Raw genomic sequence first — 19793 nt, 5'->3', positions numbered from 1 at the left:
CTGAGACATGGCGATCTACAGCGGCGCCGCCACGACCGGTCAGCGCCGGGCCGGCGTGGTCGCGCTCACCATCGACGGCGAGGCCATCGATGTCGCGAGCGACTGCGTCTACGACCCCACCACGGTCACGCGCAGCGAGCTCCTGGGCCAGAGCGGTCCCCAGGGCTTCAGCGAGACGCGGAAGAACGGCGCCATCGGTTTCACGGTGCGCGACGCCGCGAACATGACGGTCGCCAACTTCATGGCCATGACCGATGTGTCGGTCGTCGCGGTGCTGGCCAACGGCAAGACCGTGTCCGGCGACAACATGTGGTGCCTGGAGTGCTCCGAGGTGAAGACGGCCGACGGCACCTTCACGGTCAGCCTCCGTGGGCCGCGGGTGGACGAGCGCTGATGCCGCTCCCCACCAACCTGCCGGAGCCCGAGCGCACCATCACCCTGCGCCGCCCACTCGAGGTGAAGGGCGGAAAGGTGACGGAACTGCGCCTGCGGGAACCGACAGCGCAGGAGGCCTTCCGGGCCGAGGGGCACATCCAGTTCTCCACGCATTCCGAGGCGGTCACCCTCTACATCCGCGAGATGGTCTCCGCCGTGACCAGCATCTCGACGGAAGTGCTGGATCATGTGCCGATCTCGGAGCTGGCGACCGCCGGCGCCTACTTCACTGGCTTCACCGACGCGGGCCTCGAGGGACTGGGTGAGGACACCGCTGACCGACCCGACGAGTGGGAGATTGAGCTTCCGACGGAGCTCTCCTACCAGGGGGTGCAGTACGCCACCCTCCGGCTTTCCGAGCCGACCACCGGTGGCGTCCGCAAAGCCCAGGGCCAGCTGCGCAAGGGCGTCGGGCCGCAGTCCATGCGCGCCTACCAGATGTGGCTGGTGGCCAACGCTTCCGGCGTGCCCTTCCAGGTGATCCAGCAGCTGCCGGTGTCCACGCTCAACGCGGCGGCCACCTACGTCCAGGGTTTTATCGAGCCTGGCCGAGCAACTGGCAGGACCTGACCTTCGACCTCGCCAAGTTCTACGGCTGGGCTCCCGACCGGGCCTGGATGATCACCGGCACTGACCTTCTGGCTTGGCTCGAGCGAGCGAACGCCATGGCGGAGGCCCGGCAGGAGGGCTGACCATGGCCGGTGGGTACAGCATCACCATCAGCGCGGTCGACGGGGTCACCAAGACCCTCGACGGCATCAACCGCAAGATGGCCGCCTTCGCCGCGCCGATGCAGAAGCTGGGTGGGTCGCTCAGCCGCTTCGCGGACACCTCCGGTCTCACCCGTACCGCGAAGGCCTTCGGGGATCTTGGCTTCGCCGCCGGCAACGCCTTCCGCAGCATCAGCCAGATCGTCGCGCCCCTGGGCATCATCAGCGGCGCGGCCAGCCTGGCCGGCATGTACCGGCTGGTGTCCGCCTGGGGTGAGATGGGCTCGAAGCTGGGTTTCGCCTCGCAACGCATCGGCATCAGCACCGAGGCCCTGAGCCGTTACCGCGGCGCGGCCCAGCTCGCCGGCGTCTCGTCGGAGACCCTGACCAACGGCCTGCAGACGCTGGGGCAGAACATCTTCGACGCCATCGGCGGCCGGAACGCGGACGCGGTGGTGATGTTCAATACCTTGGGCATCGCCTTCAAGGACGCAGCCGGAAACGCGCGCAGCGTCAACGACGTGCTGCCCGAGGTGGCGGATAAGATCGCCGGCGTGCGTGACCCCTTCGTACAGGCCCGGATCGCGACCAGCCTGTTCGGCGGCGCGGCCGAGGAGCTGCTGCCCTTCCTCCGCCGCGGCTCCGCCGGCATCCGGGAATACACGGAGCTCGCGGCGCGCTACGGCGTGACCAACGACCAGGCGGTCCGCGCGGCCAACGACATGCGCGAGGCGCAGGCGCGGCTGACGCTCGCCGTCACGGGCCTGGGCAACTCGGTCTCGGAGAAGCTCTCGCCGGTCATCGCCCCGCTGCTCGCGCAGCTGGCGGACTGGATCGGTAAGAATCGGGAGTGGATCGCCACCGGTATCGGCGAGGCCGTGCAGCACTTCGCCGAGTACCTCCAGGCGGTGAACTGGGAACAGGTCGGAAGCGGCCTCAAGCAGTTCTGGGAAAGTGCGAACGGCATCGCCACCGCCGTCGGCGGCTGGCAGCGGGCGCTGGAGATGGTGTTTGGCCTGATGGTCGCGCGCTTCGCGCTCACGGTCATCACCCCCTTCGTCAGCCTGCTCGCCACCATTGGCCGGGTGACAGCGGCCCTCGTCACGATGGGCACCACCGCCACCGCGGCGCGGACGGCGGCAGAGGCTGCCGCTGCGGCCGGTGCCGGCGGTGCTGCGTCGCGGAGCCTCCTCGGAGGCGTCGGGGCTGCTGGCGTGGCGGGCGGTGCGCTGGCGGCGGGCATCTGGGGCCAGGACTGGATGGCGTCGCTGTTCGGCGTCGACAAAGGCCAGCTTGCGGACCACCAGGATCGGCTATCGCAGGCCGGTCCCGCGCAGATCTTCGGCTGGATCCGCTCGGCACTGAACTACGGCCGGGGCAGCACGACGGAGAGCGCGGACACCTCCCTCTCGCCTGCGGCTCGCGGGCTGCTGGACACGATCGCCGGCACCGAGAGCCCCGGCTACAACGTGCTCTACGGCGGACGCCGGTTCGACGACTACTCTGCCCATCCCAACGTTCCCAACGTCATCACCAGTGGCCCGCACGTAGGCGAAACCAGCACTGCCGCCGGGCGGTACCAGTTCCTCAAGGGGACGTGGGACGAGGCCAGCAAGGCGCTGGGCCTCACCGACTTCAGCCCAGCGAGCCAGGACCGGGCCGCCTGGTGGCTGGCGCAGCGGGACTATTCGAAGCGGACCGGCCGCGATCTCAACGCCGACCTGAACAGCAGCGATCCTGCGGTGCGTGCCGGCATCGGCCCGGCGCTCCGCGGCACTTGGACCTCCCTGCCCGGCGGCATCGAGGCGGGCACCAACCAGGATCGCTTCCTGCGCGAGCTGGCGGAGAACACCGGGCGCGAGACCACGCGCGGGCCGGCCGTTGCATCGGGCGCGCCGGCGCAGCTGGCCGCGAACAGCAACGCACCCGCCGCCGGCAGCATGACCGTGCGGGTCGAGGTGGACCACACCAACGCTCCCGCCGGCGTCACCGCCCGGGCCCAGGCCTCCGGCCGGGGCGTGGACACCGAGGAACCGCTGGTGCGCCGGAACGGGCTGGTCGGGGGACCGTAGGAGGCTGGATGTCCTGGCTCGCTGAGCTCCTGCCCGCCTCCTGGCGCGGCATCACCTTCTACGTCCGCAACTCCAACTACCTGCGCGGCCGCCGGACGGTGGTCCACCAGTACGCCTTCCGCGACGCGGTGTGGGTCGAGGACATGGGCCGCGCCGCGCGGATCACTGCCTTCACCGGCTTCGTGGTGGGGGACGACTGCTACGCCAAGGCGCGCGCGCTCATCCTGGTGTCGGAGCAGAAGGGCCCGGGCACCCTGATCCACCCGTCGCTGGGCGTGGCGCGGGTCTCGCTCATCGCACCCCTGCAGATGGCGGAGCGCGCGGACCTGGGCCGGGTCGTAGAGCTCCAGTTCCAGTTCGCCGAAACCACCGATCCGACCTTCCCCTCGATCGCCGCGGCGACCCAGGACATCGTCGGCGGCTCGGCAGACGACGCCGCCAGCTCCTTCACCAGCGACTTCAACTCCTCAATCGGTTCTGCCCTCGACGCCGGCGCCTCCGCGGCGAGCTCCGCGCTGGACACGGTGTCCGGCTGGGTCGGCCAGGTCGCGAGCGCTGCCCAAGATGCTTCCCTGGTCAGCAGCGCAGTCGCGGGTCTTTCAGCTGCGACCGGCACCTTCGGCCGGTACAGTTCCGGGCGGCGCGGCTCGGTGCTCAGCGGCGTGTCCACGGCTGCCGGTGCGCTCTCGGCCGTGACGGTCGCCCGCACGGTGGTCGGTTCGACCTCCTCAGCTGCCCTTGCTGCGGCGGCCGGCCTATGACCGCCGCGACCGACAAGCTGGCAGCCAGCCTCTTCGGCGTGGCGGAAGCGCTGCGCGCCGCCTGCAACGACCCGGCGGATGCGGTGCGCCTGCTGCTGCAGCTCGCGACCTATGACGTTGCGACCGTCGCCTCCACGGCGCCGATCGGCGCCTCCATCACCACAGCCCAGGAGCAGACGGCCGCCCTCTGCCGCCGCGCCGCGCTCCTCTCGCTGGCACGCGCCTGCGCCGAGTACGTGCCCAGCAGCTACGATGATGCTGCGTCACTGCGCGACAAGGTTGCGGCCGTTCTGGATGCCGAGATCCTGCGCGTTGGGGACATGCAACAGGGCGCGTCCTACCTCGCCCTGCGAAACCTCCGGACCGCGGTGGTGGACGACCTGAACACCCGCGGCGCGCAGCTCGCGCGGCTGCGCACCGTGACCACTCGCGAACCCGCGCCCTCACTGGTTCTGGCCTACGACCTCTACGCCGATGCCTCCCGGGCGGACGAGCTCGCTCAGCGCGCGGACGCGCCGCACCCGGGTATCATGCCTTTGAGCTTCAGGGCCCTGTCGGAGTGAGCCCACGCCATGGATGACGTGACCCTCGTGGTGGCTGGCCAAGCCTTTGGCGGCTGGCAGCAGATCCGGGTCACCCGCGGCATCGAGCGCATGCCCTCCGACTTCGACATCGTGCTGACGGAGCTCTATCCGGGTCAGGCCAGCCAGATCCCTGCCACGCCCGGGCAGTCGTGCTCCCTGCGGATCGGCGCCGACACGGTGGTGACCGGCTACATCGACCGGTACAGCCCGGGCATGGCTCCCGAGAGGCACGACGTGCGGATCCAGGGTCGGGGAAAGTGCCAGGACTTGGTCGACTGCTCCGCCGGCATCCGCAAGGACGGCAGCTTCTCGGCGCAGATCAGCGCCGGCACAGCCCTCAAGATCGCGCAGGATCTGGCCGATCCCTTCGGCATCACCGTCTCCCGGCTGCACGACGAGGCGGGCTCCACCATCCCGCAGTTCAACCTGAACCTGGGCGAGACGCCCTTCGAGATCATCGACCGGGTGAGCCGGTACCGGAAGCTGCTGGCCTACGAGGCCGCCGACGGCAACCTGATTCTGGCCCAGGTGGGTCAGGAGAGCATGGCGAGCGGCTTCACCGAGGGCGTGAACATCGAGGAGGCAGCCTCCAGCTTCGCGATGGATGGTCGCTTCTCCAGCTACGACGTGGTCTGGACCTCGACCGACAGCCTGCGCCAGGTGCGCGACGCCACGACCGGCACCAACGGCAACACCCACGGCCACGCCGCTGACAGCACGGTGCCGCGGTTCCGCCCGCGGGTGATCGTCTCGGAGCAGATCGTCGACGGCCGCGACATCGGCCAGGACCGGGCCGAGTGGGAGATGAACCGGCGCAATGGCCGGTCGCAGAGCATCACCCTCACATGCGACAGCTGGCGCGACAGCGCCGGCCGGCTGTGGGAGCCGAACACCTTGGCGCCGATCGTGGCGCCGCACCTGAAGCTGCCGAACATGCGCTGGGTCATCGCCGAGGTGACCTACCGCCGCGGCGAGGACGGCACGCACGCCGACCTGACCCTGATGCCGCCCGAAGCCTTCCAGATCCAGCCGAGCACCCTGCAGGGCGTCGACTGGCAGGTGTTCAAGGCGCTGGACAGGCAGGGCGCGGCTTCGGCAACGCCGGGCCCGGGTGGATTGCTGGGAGGCATCTGAGATGGCGGGTGCCGCTGGCGTCATGACCCGGCTGCGGCAGGCGCTGGGCCTGGGTTGGCTCTCCACCCCGCCCGACGACAGCGACGTGGTGCAGACCGCCCAGGTCAAGATCAACGACCTGCAGACGGTCGACCGGGTGCCGGTGGTGCACCACTTCGGCTTCTCCTCCTGCGCCCCGGTGAACTCCGTCACGGTGCGCCTTTCCATGGGCGGCGACACCAGCACCAGCGTCGTGCTTGCGGCCGTGCACCAGGCGTCCCGGCCACGCGGCCTCAAGCCAGGACAGTCGCTGCTCTACGACATCGTCGGATCGCGCGTGTTCCTGCCAGGCGACGGCACGATTCAGGTTTCCGCCAGCGGAGAGACCCTGCGGAAGCTGGTCACCGAGGTGTTCCTCGAGCTGTTCAACAGCCACACGCACCCGGGTAACGGCTCACCGCCGGCGCAGAAGATGACAGCGGCGCACCTCACGGGCGCGCTGCGCGGAGGTGGCCCGTGACGGACATTGCGATCGCCTGGGACACCGCGACCGGCCAGGGCGACTGGTCCTTCGAAGCCGGCGACCTCGCCGTGGACAGCGGTTTGCGGTCGGCCGTGCTGGTCAGCCTCTTCACCGACCGCCGCGCCGCCGAGGACTTCGTACCGACCGACGGCACCAGCGACCGGCGCGGATGGTGGGGCGACACCTACGAGGCAGACCAGATCGGCTCCCGCCTCTGGCAGTACGAGCGGGCCAAGAAGGCCGACGGCACGGCGCTGCTGCGGCAGGTGCGCGACAGTTGTTCGGAGGCGCTGGCCTGGCTGGTGGAGGATGGCGTCGCGGCCAAGGTCGACGTCACGGCCGCTTGGCTGAACCGCACCACGATTGGCCTCGGCATCACGATCAGCGAGCCGGACGGCAAGCTGAGCACCTTCAACTTCTCCTGGGCCTGGAGCGGGATCTAAGTCATGCCCTACGCACGCCCGACCCTGCTGCAGTTGCGCCAGCAGGCCCTGCAGGACATCAACAGCGCCGACCTCTCCGGAGTGGACGGGCTGCTGCGCCGATCCGTGCTGCGCGTGATGGCGCTGGTCCAGGCTGGGTTCGCCTACCTGCACTACGACTACCAGGACTGGGTTGCCCGGCAGGCCGTGCCCTGGTCCGCGACGGACGAGTTCGCTGCTGGCTGGGGCGCGCTGAAGGGCGTCACCCGCAAGGACGCCACGAAGGCATCCGGCACCGCCGTCTTCTCCGGGGTTGCAGGCACGGTCATCCCTTCCGGCACGGTGCTGACCCGGGCGGATGAGACGCTCTACGCCACCACCTCAGCCGTCACGCTGGGCGCCGCCGGCACCGCCACCGTCGCCTTCACGGCCGTGGCCGCCGGCTCCGCCGGCAACGCGGACGCCGGAAGCAAGCTGTACCTCTCGGGCGCCCTCACCGGCGTGAACTCGGCCGCCACGTCGGTCGCGGAAATCGTCGGTGGCGCGGATCAGGAGCATCTCGACGACTACAAGGCGCGCTACCTTGCCGAGTACGCGAATCCGCCCCAGGGCGGCGCCACATCCGACTACGTGCAGTGGGCGGAAGAGGTCGCCGGCGTCACACGCGCCTGGGCGGCGCCGAACGGCTACGGCGCGGGCACGGTGGTGGTCTACGTCATGCTGGACGAGACGCAGGCGGCGCACGACGGCTTCCCGCAGGGTACGAACGGCGTAGCGAGCGACGAGCCGCGCGGCGTGACCGCCACCGGTGACCAGCTGGTGGTGGCGAACCACATCAGCCCGCTGCGCCCCGTCACGGCGCTGGTCTACGTGGTCGCGCCGAACGCTCAGGCGGTCAACTTCGTCATCGACGACGTCAGCCCCTTCACCAGCACCACACAGGCCGACATCACCACGGCCCTTGAGGACATGTTCCGGCGGCTCGGCGACCCTCGGGGCGCCACGCTCTATCCCTCCGACTGGGATGCGGCGGTCCGCTCGGTGGCGGGCATGAAGCGGTTCACTGTCGTGGCGCCGGCGGCGCCCGTGACCCTGCCGACCGGTTCGCTGCCGGTGCTGGGCACCCTCACGGCGACGACCTGACCATGGGCGTTCTACGCCTCTCGGCGAGCCACCTCCTCACGATCTTTCAGAAGCTCCTGCCGCGCGGCGCCGTGTGGCCACGGGATCCGACCGCCGGCCAGACCCGGGCACTCGGCACGCTGATGCCGACCTACGCGCGGCTGCTGACGCGCGACAACAACCTGCTGGTCGATGCCTTCCCCTCGACCACCTACGAGCTCCTCCCCGAGTGGGAGAGCAGCCTGGGGCTGCCGGATTCCTGCATCGGCGACACCCCCTCCACTCAGCAGCGGGTCGCGCGAGTGGTGGCTCGCCTCACCGCCACCGGCGGTCAGAGCCGGGCCTACTTCATCGCCCAGGCAGCCGCCCTCGGCTACGCGGTCACCATCACCGAGTTCAAGGTTGCCCGCGCCGGCCTCAGCCGGGTGGGCGACCGGCTCAACGGGGAAGCTTGGGGACACGCCTGGCGCATCACCGCGCCGGCCCAGACCGTCACTTACGCGCGGGCCGGTCGCGCCGCTGCCGGCGACGCCCTCGCGGCTTGGGGCAACGCTGCCCTGGTCTGCACCATGTCCCGCATCCGCCCGGCGCACACCGTCCTGCAGATCGCCTACGGAGACTGATCACCCATGCATCGCATTGACAGTGCGGGGGCGGCGACGTCGCTCCCGGCTCCAGCGGCTGCCGGCACGGCTGGGTACTGGACCAAGGGCGACCCTGTGTCCGGCGTGCAGGCGACCGTGATTGACCCCGACTGGCTGAATTCCGTTCAGGAAGAACTCCTGGCGGTTCTAGTCGCCGGAGCAATTACGCCGTCGAAAACCAACCGGGCGCAGCTTCTTGCGGCGCTCTATGGGTTGTTCCCCGGCATGGCCTCTACCGGCCGCGCCCTGACCAACCCCGGCTACATTCGCCTGCCTGGCGGGCTGATCCTCCAGTGGGTCAGGAACAAGACGGCCACGGCCGACAGCTCCGGCGCCGCGTCGAACACCTGGGCCTATCCAGTGACGTTCCCGACTGCAGTCCTGGGGTACTCGTATACGGCCACGAACGAGAGCACCGGGACCGACGTGGGGCGCGTGCAAGCCTTGGCGCCCAACCTCAGCTACCACCAGTTGCTGCACCTCGGGGCACCCAGCGGCGCGGCGATCGCCTTCTCCGGCTTTATCGTGGGGTACTGACCATGACGCAGCGATACGCCACGGTCGACGCCGACGGCCGAGTGGTTGGGTTCTACGCGGACGACGTAAACCCGGTGATCCCCGAAGGCGCGGTGGAGATCAGCGAGGACGCTTACGCCGAGTGGCTGACGAACTCGGACACGCGCTGCTGGAAGGATGGCGCGCTGGTGGGGTGTGCGGCGCCGGCCCCAGCGGTCATCACCACCCGCACCATCACGCCGCGCGAGTTCCGCAATCGGTTCACCGCAGAAGAAAAGAGCGCCATCACCCTCGCCGCCTCGAAGGGCTTGGAGGCAGGCGATGCCACCCTGCAGGTGTTCCTGGATGATCTCGCGGCGGCCGGCGCCGTCGATCTCGATGACCCAGACCTGCTGGCGGGTGTGCACACGCTGCTTGTAGCCGGGCTCATCACCGAGGCCCGAGCTAAGGCCGTCCTGGCCTAACCACTCCACCACCCCCTGACCGGCCCGCCCGCGCACGCCCCGTGCCGCGGCGATCGGCCGTGGAGAGAAGCATGAGCGGTGCGCTGACGCCGGCGATCCGCGCCGAGCTGACCATCGTGGGCGCGGAACTGACGATGTACCTGCGCTTCATGGTGGGCGACGGGGTGCGGGCCCGGCTCGTTTTCACCGACCGCGAGACCGGCGCCCCCTACCCCGCCCCGCAAGGAATCTGGGCCCTGGTGACCAATGCCCAGGGCCCGCAGCGGACGCTTGGCGTCGAGGACATGGACCCCGACGGCGATGGCGCCTGGGTCTTCGACATCGCGGGCGACACCCCCTGCACCTGGCGCGTCTTCGGCGGCTGCACCGGTCCCCGCCAAGCCTCGGCCGATCCCCTCGTCTTCGAAATCGTCTGCTGACCCCCGAACGGAGGCCGCATGCTTGTTCCCACCTACCTGAGCGGCACCGACGGGGCGCTGCTCGGCACGCCTCAGGGCGGCCTCTACAACGTGCAGCGCATCGACCGCCTGCCCGTCGCTGACGAGCCCACGGAAGACGCGGTGCTAATCGGCGTTGATGGTGTCGAGGGTGCCCGCGGCGGCGTGGTCATCTCCTTCGGCGCCATCAAGGCACAGGGTGCTGCCGCGGCGGCTGAGGCTGCACAGGCAGTGATCGGCGGCACGGTGGACCGCGTAACGGCGCTGGAGGCGGCAGTCGCCGCCCTCAGCTACGTCGCCCCTGACATCACCGGCTTCAGCGCGTCCCCGTCCGTCGTGGAGAAGGGCGCCTCCGTCGCTTCCGTGGTCCTGACGGTTGCCCGTAACCGCACCGACTTGCCGGTGGCGATCACCGGCGCCAGCACCGCCACAATCCCGGCTGGGCAGACCTCGGTGACGGTGAACGGGCCCTTCACGGCCGCGGCGAGCTGGACCGCCACCATCACCGACGGCAAGGCCACCGACACGGCCACGGCAAGCCTCGCCTTCCAGGACAAGGCCTACTGGGGCACCTCCGCCAAGGCGACGCTCACCTCCGCCGATATCCTGGCGCTCGGCAACTCCGCCTTCGCCACCGGCCTGGGCTCGCGCTCCGTCACCTACGACGCGACAGGCGGGAAGTACCCCTTCTACGCCTACCCCGCGAGCTTCGGCACACCGGCGGCCGTGACCGTGGGCGGTCTCGGCTTCAGCGACTTCAGCGTCACTGACCAGGCGTTCACCAACGCCTCGGGCGCCACCAGCACGTACCGCGTGCTCCGCTTCAACACGATCCAGAACGGGTCGGCCATCAAGGTGGTCTGGGCATGACGGCACTCTCGGGCACCAATGTCGCGGCGCCGCTCTCGCCCTTCGACAGCGCCGATACCTTCCCGACGCACGACGAGCAGTACGGCAAGGGCGGCTACCGAGCTGTTGCTGCAGTAGCCGACCGCGATGCCATTCCGTCGGCCCGCCGCAGCGACGGCATGCAGGTCTTCGTGCGGGCGGAGCGCCGTTCCTACCGTCTCGCGGCCGACCTCACGACCTGGGAGGATGCGCAGAACACCACTCCCTCCGAGGTGGCCGCGGCCGTGTCCTCGGGCGTCAGCGCCGCGGTGACGCCGCTGCAGCAGCAGCTCAACGATCTGATCGCGGCCGGTGCCCCGGCGGCACTACTGGACGAACTCTCACGCACCCTGCTGGACGAGGACGGCGCCCGCCTCCTGGACGAGGCGGTGGCCAGCGACGTGTCGCTGATCGCCTTCCAGGCGCTGGCCGCCCAGGTCAGCACCATGACGGCGCTGATCGCCACGCTGCAGCAGCAGGTGGCGGAACTGCAGGCCGGTGGCGGTGGCACCGAGCCGGTGGACAGCTTCATCTCCTACCTGATCGCCAGCACCCGGGCGGTCCTCGACACCGCTCAGGTCAGGCGGGCCGCCCGTGCCTACAGCTGGAGCGACGCGGGGCGCGTCATCGTGGCCTCCGACACCCCGCGCTACGACCGCGCGGGCAACCTGCTGCTGGAGACCGCCAACACCGCCAACCTGATGCCGAACCCGACCATGTCGGGCTTCGTCACCACCGGCGTCGGCACCTCGGGTTTCCGCCTGACCAAGCCCAGCGTCGTCTCCTCGCCCACCTTCCGCCCGGGCATCCAGTACGACGGCCACACCGGCGTGGTGATGGACATCGAGTGGGACAACACCGCGGCCGGCGCCACGGTGCAGAGGCTCGACCTGTACCCGGCACCCACCAGCGTGCTGAAGGCCGCCCTGGTCAAGAACAAGCTGTGGACGGTGGGCGTGCCGGTGGCGCTCTTCGACGGCACGCTGCCCGAGGGCGTGGTCTCCTACATCTTCGTTAGCGAGAGTGGCGACATCGCGCTCGCCTACAACGAGGCCACGGTCCAGACCGGGACCAGCAACGACCTCAAGGTCAAGCCGGTAAGCCAGACCAAGCTCTACCGCTGCCGCAAGAAGATCGCCTCGGCCAACAGCACCACGCTCGACGCCTGTCTCAGAACCGAATTGCCGGCCGGTACCTCGGGCAAGGCCAGCCTGTTCATCGCCGGCGAGTGGCAGATGCGCGAGGGTCGGCACCTGGGCACCTTCGCGCCCGACGGCACCCGCCCGGCGGACGAGCTGGACCAGGTGCTGGTGCAGGGGCGGCAGGGCACCGTGGTGCTCGACATCATCCAGCCCGAGCGCCCGGCCGACGACCTGCCGGTGCTGCGCGTCACCCCGATGGGTACCGAGGGCAGCGCGCTGGAGGTCCTGCTCGCCCAGGAGAGCTGGGCACCCTGCGCCCGCGTCGTCACGGGCGGCGTGGAGCAGGTCCGCACGAGTATCCTCAACGACCTGCCCAAGGGCCTGGTCGGCCGCGTGATCCTGAGCTGGGAGGATGGCTGGCTCGCCTGCGCCTCCGAGGGGCTGCCGGTGGAGTGGCGCGAGATGGTGCTGCCGGCGGGTCTGGCGGGCGCCTGCACCCTGACCCTGCCGGGCTTCCAGGGCAGCATCGTCCAGGCGCGCTACTACTCGCGCGCCATGAAGGCGGCTGACCTGCGCCGCCTCAGTGTTTCCGGCACCGCGCTGCCAGACCCCGACGACGTGACGCCGCGCGCAGGCGTGTCGGGCCTGGGCGGCGGCGTGCGGCTGCAGGACGACCCCAACCGCTCGCCGCACCTGCTCTCGCCGCTGGGCGGGTTTTCGCTGAACGACCTGAACATCCCGTTCGTGAAGCCCAACGGCGACGGCACGGTGACCTACACCTTCGGCTTCCAGGTCCATCACGCCATCTCGAAGAACGGCGCCGGAACGGACATCCCGGACAACGGCGTGATGATCGCGCGCATGACGGGACCGGACTGCGTGCGGCTGCGTTACCGCGGGATCGCCATCCGCCCCGGCTGGGGCGTGCGGGACAACAACGACAGCTCCTCCGGCTCGGCCATCATCAACGGCCCTAACAGCCCGGACTGGGAAGAGGATGGCGCGGTCCGAATCTACTGGACCGGCCAGGGCTGGTGCATGAGCGCCACCAGCTACGACGGTGGCGACAGCTGGGTACACGACAACGTCGGCATGCTGGCGGCCGGCGTGCCGCCCGCGGTGCCGGCCTCGGCCTCGCTGCAGCAGCTGAGCGGCCACGCCGGCACGGAGAGTCGCGATCCGGCCATCCGCGACCACCAGGGGGAGCGGCAGCTCTGCCAAGGTGTGCGCAACGCCTCGGACGGGCCGAGCATCGAGATGTTCCGCTTCACCGATCGGCTGCAGCTGGGCTACGTCGGCCGCCCGGTGCTGCTGCAGGTGGGCAAGCACCTGCCGGCGAACCTCGCCAAGGGCGACATGCTGGAGTGCAGTGACTTCGGCATCGAGCCGCTCAGCGGCAAGATGGTGTTCCTGTACTCGAAGTATAACTCGTTCTCGCTGGTGGGCGACTACGATTGGTCGACGGGTGCCTTCGCTGAGCAGAGCAACCAGTCGATCGACCGCGGGCAGAGCTACGCGGCCAAGCTCTGGTACGACCGGGATGAGCGGCTCTGCTACCACACCTGGATCAACGACCGCGGCAACCCCGTTGGCTACACCTATCTCAGCCGCCAGGCGGGGACGATGGGACCGCCGATGCGGCTGTCGGTCGGGCCGGATAACTACCTGAGCCAGGAGTTCCACCCCGACTGGGTGTCGCTGTGCCGCGCCTGGAGCGCCCTCGCTGCCAGCAACGGCGTCGCGGCCGATTTCGACAGCCAGAGCTTCGCGCTGCCGGCCACCGGCACGGGTGACATCTCGCTCGATTTCAGCGAGGGCGGCGTGCCGACCCTGCAGGTGCGCTACGTCCGCTCGACCAACAAGCTGACGCTTACCTTCGGCTCGACGGTGGTGGGCTACACCTCCGGCCCCGACACGGTGAAGGCGATGCTGTTCGGCGCCACCGAGGCGGTGACGGTCGAGGGCTACCGCAGTGGCTCGCGCTACCTGCTGCTGTTCAAGGGCGCCTCCGGTCTCGCTCAGCGCGAGATGCTGATCTCGACCGTGGTCCAGCTCGCCGTTCCCGACACACCGGCCAACGAGCTGCTGCCGCTTGGCCGCCCGGCTGTGGCCTTCCCCAACGGCGCCAGCCTCACCGGCATCCAGGTCGCGGCGATGGACTTCGCCTCGGCCGACCGCTTCACGACCTGACCCAAGGAGCCCCGCCATGGCGGACGTCTACCTTTCCGCGAAGGACATCGTTTCGGCGATGGCCGACGACGACACCTTCATCATCACCTGGAAGGACGCAGCGGACAGCAACAAGCTGAAGATACGCCGCTTCACCAAGGCGGCGCTCGTCGCGGCCATCGTGGCATCGGTCACCGGTGGCATCGCCGTGCCGGCAGCCTCCGACGCTGTTCCCTCCGCGCCTAGCGATGCCGGCGCGGCAGGCACCCTGGCTGCGTTCTCGCGCGCCGATCACAGCCACCCGCGCGACACCAGCAAGGCCGACGTGACGGCCCTCGCGGCTGCCACGGCGGTGATCGCCAACTGGACGGCACTGCAGAGCAACTTCACGGGCGGCATCCACCGCGCCCGCATCCCCGCCGGTGCGGTGAATGGCATCGAGCTCTATGGCGGGGTGGCCGGAGCGGGCGTCAGCATCACGCCCGTGGGCACGGATACCAACATCGGCCTGGCGCTCGCCTCGAAGGGCACGGGCGCGGTCGACATCCGCCCCGGCGGCGCACGGGGGCTGTTCATCACCGCCACGGCCTCGGGTGTGAACAGCCTGCTGATCGGGCAGGCCATCACCGGCGCGAAGCCCACCATTGGGTCGGGCGGCGCCGACACCAACGTGGGCGGCAAGTTCACCAACCAGGGCACGGCGGGCTGGGAGTTCGCCAATCCGGTGATGCTGCGCGCCTACACCTTCGCGACCCTGCCCGACGTCGCGGCCTTCGCCAGCCACACCCTGCGCATCTCCGATCGCAGCAACCGCCTTGCCACCAGTGACGGCACCAACTGGCGCTTCACTGACGGCACCATCGTCTCGTAACCAGGAGAACCTCGATGAGCGAAACCGCCCCGGCCTACGTCGACCACCCCTACGAACTGCTGCTCCGCTGGAGCCTCACAGGCCAGCTGGAGGGCGCCTCCTACGCTACCCGCCGCGTGTACCCCGTGGCCGCCGGCGACGACGATCCGCGCCCGCCCCGCGTCGGCGATCCGATGCACGTCGACCTCGACGCCCTGGCGCCGCTGATGGACAAGGCCGGCGCTGATGCCCTGCAGCAGGTGCAGGTGCTGAACGACCAAGTGGCCGCGCTGCAGGCGCAGGTCGAGGCAATCACCGGCGAGCGGGATGCCCAGGCTGCCATGGTCGGCTCGCTCACCGAGGCGCTAAGCCAGGCCAGCACGTCCTTCGAAGCGGCCAAGGCGCAAATCGAGCAGCTGCAGGCGCAGGTGGCCGAGCTGCGGGGGCAGGCCAGCGATGCGGCCGAAACGCCGGACGTGGAAACGTCGCTCGGCGTCTCAAGCACCGCATCAACATCTGGTTGAATGTCTTTCGAACGGCGTGTGGGGTCGTTATCTCGCGGTCATGACCCCGCAGGAAATCTTCGACCATGCTGTAGCCTTCCTGCGGGAGACTGGCGGCCGCGATCCTCGAAGAGTTCTGGGTAGCTTGATTCCAGACCGTCTGTACGAACCGTGGATGGGGCAAGCCGGTGCCGAGACGGTCTGCCGCAAGGCCGCCATCCATGGGCCGCAAGAGCGCATCAATCCTCGTGCCGATGAACTGCCGACCTTCATCGGCAAGAACATCGGCCTTCTGAGCGGTCTAGCTTGGGCCGAGCAGGTTCCGTCGCACTGGGATCATGACGATGTGATGCGAGCTGCGCTAAGCTTTGTTGCAAAGAAGTATGACCTCATCGATACGGCTGTCGATATCGGCGGCTTTGTCCATGAGATGGCAGAAGAAACTCCCGACTCGCGGGAGTTAGAAATGGCGCGAAGAGGTTACTGGTCCGCCCTACCGCCACTTAGCCGGTAAGTGGCAGAAGGGAATTCAGATCTCGACGCCTTTTGGAAGAGCTGCTGCTGCTCATTGCAGACGCAGATTTGCATGACAGTTTAGGTGAGCATCCGTCATAGTGAGGGGTGGTGCTGGCGAGCAGTTCGCTACATCCGCCTGATCAGCCCGTGCTCCCCGCCAAGGAGCTGATCTCAGCTAACAATTGCCGGTGCGTAGGAAGCTCTGAAAAGCTCAATTCCGCAGCCATGCTGTTCAGGTAAGACTTAACTGCAGACACCCCCATCTGTCGGTCAGCGCCAAGGTTTGCGGTGTCGGCAATTGCCGCCCGCGCCAAGCCGTCCCACTTCGGCTTTCTCTGGCACAGCCTCGAGCGATAGAACGACAGTTCGTGGAATGACATGCCCGCGGCCAGCAAGTGGTTCCGGAGCAACAATTCGCTCCAAGACCCCCGAAGCCAAGGCAGGTACTCGTTCGTGCCCGCCTTTTCGATTGCCGGCCAAATTCCAGCATATTGGTTCATGGCCTCAGGCGAGCCGGCGGCGAATTGATCATCGAACAAGAGAGATTTGAAGAAAGAGAATGCAATCTTGCTTCTATCTTTAGTTCCATGAAGAACATCCGCAAGGTCGATCCCATCGATTAGAAGATCGGGGCGAACGCGGAAGACCAAGTCATATGGCACCCCCTCATCTTTGGAATGCTGCTGCGCTAGATTATTGCAGCGCCACACCTTGTACACCATGCGGCAAGGATTGATGCGAGATCCGGATACCTTGAGGTGCTGCATCTTTTCAACAAAGCCGCCCGCGTCTTCTACATCGCAGGCTTTCGCGCCCAATTCGGCGGCCAAACCAGCGGCCGACACCTCTGTATCCTCAGTGATAAGGCGAGCAGTTTCCGGAAACTTGCTTCTGAATTCTGGTAGATGCGCGAGGCTCTTTGGCAGTCCATCGAGGAACGACCGCGGCAGAACTCTGTCAACCAGGTCATAAGCACCAAGGCTTGTTGCACCAACCATGTTCCAAGTGCTGACGAAGACGTCCGCACCGAGGGGATCGATGACATTCCGCTTCAGGTGTGGCCAAGCCTCCTGGTACCCACGCAGCTGCCCGGAGATGCAAACAGCGACACGTGGTTGTTTCGGGTAATCTACGATCCGAGGAGCAGCCAGCGGGAGCTCTGAGGTATCGAGCAGGTCGGCTACTGCGGGAAATTCGGCAGTCAGGGCCTGCATCTCGCCGGAGCCCAGCCCTTGGGCCATACGGGCATGCCGAACCTTACAGAACGCGACGAAGTCATCGGGAAGGCTCGAGAACTCGCCACATGCTATGCGCTGAACCAAGGCTCGGGCCTCGGGAGAGCGCTCCGTGAGTTCCAAGATGCAGATCAGGGCTGCCATCGCCAAAGCAGAGCCAGGATCTCTCTCGAGCAACTCGCGAATGCGCTGCTCGAGATACCGATGCTGGGTGGGGCGAGAGAGGAACTTCAATGTCGCGAGCTGCGCAACCGCATCCTTGGGATGCTGGATCAACACGCGATCCGCGAAATAATGCATGGCCAAGCGATAGTCACCGCTGGGGCGACTGAATGCCTCAACACTGGCCCGCAGAACGTCATGATCTTCAGGATATTCGCCCACCAATGCCAGGGCGCCGTAGTGCGCTGCCATGTATTCTCTGGCATGGAAAAGGTTATACACGAACTTTACCTTGCCCGCAGGTGAACCGTCAGCACCTTCACCGTGCTGCGATGCAGACGCAGCCACCCACCGGACTTCCGCTGCGGTCCAGTCAGCCGTGAGCTGGTCGTTTCTAACCTGCGCCTGCTTGAGCTTCGAAAATCCAATGCAGGCCGGGAGTGCAAGAATGTCGCGAATCTCCCTATACCGGTGGAAGCTAGAGAGAACACGAACAACGAAAATGACAAGTCGCTCAGCGGACCGCGAATTTTCAAGGAACTTCCTCGCGAATGCTATAGCCTCTTCCACACGAAGATAGCGTTCCAAGAAATGAGCGTAGTGGTTTGCCGCTATGTCACTGTCAGGGTACAAATCGAGAATTCGATGAAACTCTTGCTCAGCCTCTTCTAGTTTTTCAAGGTGGACCAGAGCCAAGCATCTGCCGAGAAGGGCCCCTTCATGTGTGGGCGCCAACGCAACTGCGCTCTCCCAGTTGAGTAGGCGCTCCTCGCTCGATGGATGGCGCATGTTGGTGGCTTGGGCGCGAAGAATAGCGAGCGACAGGGATTGAGGGTACTGGGACGTTGCCTCGGTGATTACCTGCTGAGCCACATCGAAGCGATTTTCCGACAAGCTCTGCTTGATGGATTGCGCCCAATCCACTTCTGAGCGCCGAGTGTTTTCATGGTCGCGAGAAGGTCCGACCTCGTTCTGCTGCTTCAGCATTCATCGCACTCTGCGAGAGACGGGATAAACCACCCGAGCGGCTCGGAAACCCGCGCCATGTTCTTTGGAGGTGTGAGGCACCAAGCGATGTTGGTGCCGTAGATGGCGCTAGCCGCGGCGCAAGCTCATCGGCTCGAGATTGGCCATCCAGGCATCAATGATTTCTTTCGCCACTTCTAGTAGCAGGAATCTCTGGTGGTCTTGAGGATGACCTGGGAGCAAAAGTTGGTATGCCATTGGCTCCCACTCAGGGCGGTGAAGGATCGCGACACCTCGGTAGGTGTGGGTGGTCACTCCACTTTCCTGACTAAAATTTGCCTCTGGGTCTTCGACCGGTCTCCAGCTGCTGCCCATAACCCTTCCCACCCATCGCGAGACGTCACCCCTTCGCCGAGTGACCTTTGTCCGATAGGGTACAGTTCGCTAACGAACTGGGGAAGGGTCCGATCACGAAATAGTGAGACGTTGCCGATGTGATGTGTCGCTGCAGGAGGGTCGAGCTCAACATGCGTGAGACGACTGGATGCCCTCGGAGCTTCGCTTGAGTTCCAGGCGCCCTGTGTTCAACGGAGACACCGCCAAGTGGTGGCTGCAGCAGGTGCGCTCCAGGACGCCGTTTTCGCGGAGTAGCCCACTCCCGGAGCTACGCTGCTCACCTTGCCGTTCTAAGCAATCCTCTGCACTTCTGCCCAAACCCTGAGCTTGGGAGGAGTCCACGGGTCCGGCTTCGTGTTGAGACCTTCCCAGGCTTCAACAAAGGCCGTCGGGTTCGCCACTGGTAGGGTTTTCAGATCAGCGGGAGAGTACTGCCACCATTCAGTGGCAAGTAATCTGTCGCCCAGATCACCATCGAAGCGTAGCTTATCGGCCGTTGCCGGCATGCCTCCTGCCAAACGATAAGCAGGCAAGCTGCGGGTAACCATCGCAGCTCGCATGACGACGGTTCCGTTGCCGACGTGTACACCAGGGCCGAGAGCAGCCTCCGCCGTCAACCATACATCATTGCCAATGCTGGGGAACGGCTTGTCCTTGAAGGGCATTTTTCCCCAGGGTGAGCCGTACCCCATGTCTTCCATGGCCGCCGCCACGAAGCTTGCTTTACGATCGTAGAAAACAGGACTTGTGCTGAGCGCACCAACCGGGTGCTCAGCACCAGGAAAGCGAACGCCACCAGCAATTGAACAATAACGTCCAGCGGTAAAGCGTGGGGGGACAGGCGTCCAAGAGTAGCTGAAAGCTCCAAATGAGCACAGCGCCTCGCCGCGGAAAAAACCGGTGTAAGGCTCTATTTCACAGTCCTTGTTGAACGTCACTACCGGCTCGTGTGCCCAGCGATCCTGACCGAGACGATCGTCAGTGAAAATCCTGTTGTCGCGGAGCATGTCCCGGAACTCGCGGGTCGCTCTGACTGACACTCGAAAGTCCGTCTCACTCACGATCATCGCGCACTCCTAAGCCGCGGGCTCACACCCCTGCTTTGTACCTTAGCGTACCGTTCTCCGAAAAAACTGAAAGGCACTTGCCATGATCTTCTCAGG

21 protein-coding genes are annotated in these 19793 nt (G+C 67.0%); 18 read left to right on the top strand and 3 right to left on the bottom strand.

Features of this window, described 5'->3' with window-relative positions:
* Positions 1–7: 7 nt before the first annotated feature.
* The 18 genes from ACFFGY_RS06615 (at position 8) to ACFFGY_RS06530 (ending at position 15869) form a co-directional block, all read left to right on the top strand.
* Positions 8–394 (top strand): phage tail tube protein, encoded by a 387-nt coding sequence (locus tag ACFFGY_RS06615; RefSeq protein WP_377043648.1) that lies wholly within the window; start codon positions 8–10, stop codon positions 392–394.
* The gene (locus ACFFGY_RS06610; RefSeq protein ID WP_377043647.1) at positions 394–1005 is read left to right on the top strand and encodes a phage tail assembly protein; all 612 of its coding nucleotides are present in this window, start codon (positions 394–396) and stop codon (positions 1003–1005) included. Before ACFFGY_RS06615 ends, ACFFGY_RS06610 begins: the two co-directional genes overlap by 1 nt.
* A 124-nt stretch (positions 1006–1129) precedes the next feature.
* Entirely contained in the window at positions 1130–3217 is a 2088-nt protein-coding gene (locus tag ACFFGY_RS06605) for a hypothetical protein (RefSeq protein WP_377043646.1), read from the top strand.
* A gap of 8 nt (positions 3218–3225) precedes the next feature.
* Positions 3226–3978 (top strand): DNA circularization N-terminal domain-containing protein, encoded by a 753-nt coding sequence (locus ACFFGY_RS06600; protein ID WP_377043645.1) that lies wholly within the window; start codon positions 3226–3228, stop codon positions 3976–3978.
* Positions 3975–4541 (top strand): hypothetical protein, encoded by a 567-nt coding sequence (locus ACFFGY_RS06595; RefSeq protein ID WP_377043644.1) that lies wholly within the window; start codon positions 3975–3977, stop codon positions 4539–4541. The genes ACFFGY_RS06600 and ACFFGY_RS06595 overlap by 4 nt, the downstream gene beginning before the upstream one ends.
* A gap of 9 nt (positions 4542–4550) precedes the next feature.
* The gene (locus tag ACFFGY_RS06590) at positions 4551–5696 is read left to right on the top strand and encodes a phage baseplate assembly protein (RefSeq protein ID WP_377043643.1); all 1146 of its coding nucleotides are present in this window, start codon (positions 4551–4553) and stop codon (positions 5694–5696) included.
* Position 5697: 1 nt separating this feature from the next.
* Positions 5698–6195 carry a phage baseplate assembly protein domain-containing protein gene (locus tag ACFFGY_RS06585; protein ID WP_377043642.1) on the top strand — a complete coding sequence of 166 codons (498 nt, stop codon included), beginning with the start codon at positions 5698–5700 and terminating at the stop codon, positions 6193–6195.
* The gene (locus ACFFGY_RS06580) at positions 6192–6641 is read left to right on the top strand and encodes a phage GP46 family protein (protein WP_377043641.1); all 450 of its coding nucleotides are present in this window, start codon (positions 6192–6194) and stop codon (positions 6639–6641) included. The genes ACFFGY_RS06585 and ACFFGY_RS06580 overlap by 4 nt, the downstream gene beginning before the upstream one ends.
* Positions 6642–6644: 3 nt before the next feature.
* Entirely contained in the window at positions 6645–7763 is a 1119-nt protein-coding gene (locus ACFFGY_RS06575) for a baseplate J/gp47 family protein (RefSeq protein WP_377043640.1), read from the top strand.
* Between the two features lie 2 nt (positions 7764–7765).
* Complete coding sequence (locus ACFFGY_RS06570; protein WP_377043639.1) at positions 7766–8365, top strand: YmfQ family protein; 600 nt, start codon at positions 7766–7768, stop codon at positions 8363–8365.
* A 6-nt stretch (positions 8366–8371) separates the two neighbouring features.
* Complete coding sequence (locus tag ACFFGY_RS06565; protein WP_377043638.1) at positions 8372–8923, top strand: gp53-like domain-containing protein; 552 nt, start codon at positions 8372–8374, stop codon at positions 8921–8923.
* A gap of 2 nt (positions 8924–8925) precedes the next feature.
* Complete coding sequence (locus ACFFGY_RS06560; protein WP_377043637.1) at positions 8926–9366, top strand: hypothetical protein; 441 nt, start codon at positions 8926–8928, stop codon at positions 9364–9366.
* 71 nt (positions 9367–9437) lie between these two features.
* Positions 9438–9785, top strand: a complete 348-nt coding sequence (locus ACFFGY_RS06555) for a hypothetical protein (RefSeq protein WP_377043636.1) — start codon at positions 9438–9440, stop codon at positions 9783–9785.
* Between the two features lie 18 nt (positions 9786–9803).
* Complete coding sequence (locus ACFFGY_RS06550) at positions 9804–10673, top strand: hypothetical protein (protein WP_377043635.1); 870 nt, start codon at positions 9804–9806, stop codon at positions 10671–10673.
* Positions 10670–14023, top strand: a complete 3354-nt coding sequence (locus ACFFGY_RS06545; protein ID WP_377043634.1) for a hypothetical protein — start codon at positions 10670–10672, stop codon at positions 14021–14023. The genes ACFFGY_RS06550 and ACFFGY_RS06545 overlap by 4 nt, the downstream gene beginning before the upstream one ends.
* 16 nt (positions 14024–14039) lie before the next feature.
* A complete protein-coding gene (locus tag ACFFGY_RS06540; protein WP_377043633.1) occupies positions 14040–14873 on the top strand; it encodes a hypothetical protein in 834 nt (277 codons plus the stop codon).
* A 14-nt stretch (positions 14874–14887) separates the two neighbouring features.
* A complete protein-coding gene (locus ACFFGY_RS06535) occupies positions 14888–15376 on the top strand; it encodes a hypothetical protein (protein WP_377043632.1) in 489 nt (162 codons plus the stop codon).
* A gap of 40 nt (positions 15377–15416) precedes the next feature.
* Positions 15417–15869: a hypothetical protein gene (locus ACFFGY_RS06530; protein ID WP_377043631.1), complete on the top strand. Its 453-nt coding sequence runs from the start codon at positions 15417–15419 to the stop codon at positions 15867–15869.
* 142 nt (positions 15870–16011) lie between these two features.
* Here the strand turns inward: ACFFGY_RS06530 and ACFFGY_RS06525 are convergent, their stop codons facing one another.
* From ACFFGY_RS06525 to ACFFGY_RS06515, 3 genes are all read right to left on the bottom strand, one after another.
* The gene (locus ACFFGY_RS06525) at positions 16012–18255 is read right to left on the bottom strand and encodes a tetratricopeptide repeat protein (protein ID WP_377043630.1); all 2244 of its coding nucleotides are present in this window, start codon (positions 18253–18255) and stop codon (positions 16012–16014) included.
* A 108-nt stretch (positions 18256–18363) separates the two neighbouring features.
* Entirely contained in the window at positions 18364–18549 is a 186-nt protein-coding gene (locus ACFFGY_RS06520; protein ID WP_377043629.1) for a hypothetical protein, read from the bottom strand.
* A gap of 371 nt (positions 18550–18920) precedes the next feature.
* A complete protein-coding gene (locus ACFFGY_RS06515) occupies positions 18921–19697 on the bottom strand; it encodes an LbetaH domain-containing protein (RefSeq protein WP_377043627.1) in 777 nt (258 codons plus the stop codon).
* Positions 19698–19793 lie beyond the last annotated feature (96 nt).

The sequence above is a fragment of the Roseomonas elaeocarpi genome (assembly GCF_042433915.1).
GTDB lineage: Bacteria > Pseudomonadota > Alphaproteobacteria > Acetobacterales > Acetobacteraceae > Roseomonas > Roseomonas elaeocarpi.
Note: the sequence above shows the minus strand (reverse complement) of the source record. Positions and strands in the feature narration are given on the sequence as shown.

Coding starts and splice junctions, on each gene's coding strand:
- ACFFGY_RS06615 (WP_377043648.1), top strand. CDS start 8: ATGGCGATCTACAGCGGCGCCGCCACGACCGGTCAGCGCCGGGCCGGC.
- ACFFGY_RS06610 (WP_377043647.1), top strand. CDS start 394: ATGCCGCTCCCCACCAACCTGCCGGAGCCCGAGCGCACCATCACCCTG.
- ACFFGY_RS06605 (WP_377043646.1), top strand. CDS start 1,130: ATGGCCGGTGGGTACAGCATCACCATCAGCGCGGTCGACGGGGTCACC.
- ACFFGY_RS06600 (WP_377043645.1), top strand. CDS start 3,226: ATGTCCTGGCTCGCTGAGCTCCTGCCCGCCTCCTGGCGCGGCATCACC.
- ACFFGY_RS06595 (WP_377043644.1), top strand. CDS start 3,975: ATGACCGCCGCGACCGACAAGCTGGCAGCCAGCCTCTTCGGCGTGGCG.
- ACFFGY_RS06590 (WP_377043643.1), top strand. CDS start 4,551: ATGGATGACGTGACCCTCGTGGTGGCTGGCCAAGCCTTTGGCGGCTGG.
- ACFFGY_RS06585 (WP_377043642.1), top strand. CDS start 5,698: ATGGCGGGTGCCGCTGGCGTCATGACCCGGCTGCGGCAGGCGCTGGGC.
- ACFFGY_RS06575 (WP_377043640.1), top strand. CDS start 6,645: ATGCCCTACGCACGCCCGACCCTGCTGCAGTTGCGCCAGCAGGCCCTG.
- ACFFGY_RS06570 (WP_377043639.1), top strand. CDS start 7,766: ATGGGCGTTCTACGCCTCTCGGCGAGCCACCTCCTCACGATCTTTCAG.
- ACFFGY_RS06565 (WP_377043638.1), top strand. CDS start 8,372: ATGCATCGCATTGACAGTGCGGGGGCGGCGACGTCGCTCCCGGCTCCA.
- ACFFGY_RS06560 (WP_377043637.1), top strand. CDS start 8,926: ATGACGCAGCGATACGCCACGGTCGACGCCGACGGCCGAGTGGTTGGG.
- ACFFGY_RS06555 (WP_377043636.1), top strand. CDS start 9,438: ATGAGCGGTGCGCTGACGCCGGCGATCCGCGCCGAGCTGACCATCGTG.
- ACFFGY_RS06550 (WP_377043635.1), top strand. CDS start 9,804: ATGCTTGTTCCCACCTACCTGAGCGGCACCGACGGGGCGCTGCTCGGC.
- ACFFGY_RS06545 (WP_377043634.1), top strand. CDS start 10,670: ATGACGGCACTCTCGGGCACCAATGTCGCGGCGCCGCTCTCGCCCTTC.
- ACFFGY_RS06540 (WP_377043633.1), top strand. CDS start 14,040: ATGGCGGACGTCTACCTTTCCGCGAAGGACATCGTTTCGGCGATGGCC.
- ACFFGY_RS06535 (WP_377043632.1), top strand. CDS start 14,888: ATGAGCGAAACCGCCCCGGCCTACGTCGACCACCCCTACGAACTGCTG.
- ACFFGY_RS06530 (WP_377043631.1), top strand. CDS start 15,417: ATGACCCCGCAGGAAATCTTCGACCATGCTGTAGCCTTCCTGCGGGAG.
- ACFFGY_RS06525 (WP_377043630.1), bottom strand. CDS start 18,255: ATGCTGAAGCAGCAGAACGAGGTCGGACCTTCTCGCGACCATGAAAAC.
- ACFFGY_RS06515 (WP_377043627.1), bottom strand. CDS start 19,697: ATGATCGTGAGTGAGACGGACTTTCGAGTGTCAGTCAGAGCGACCCGC.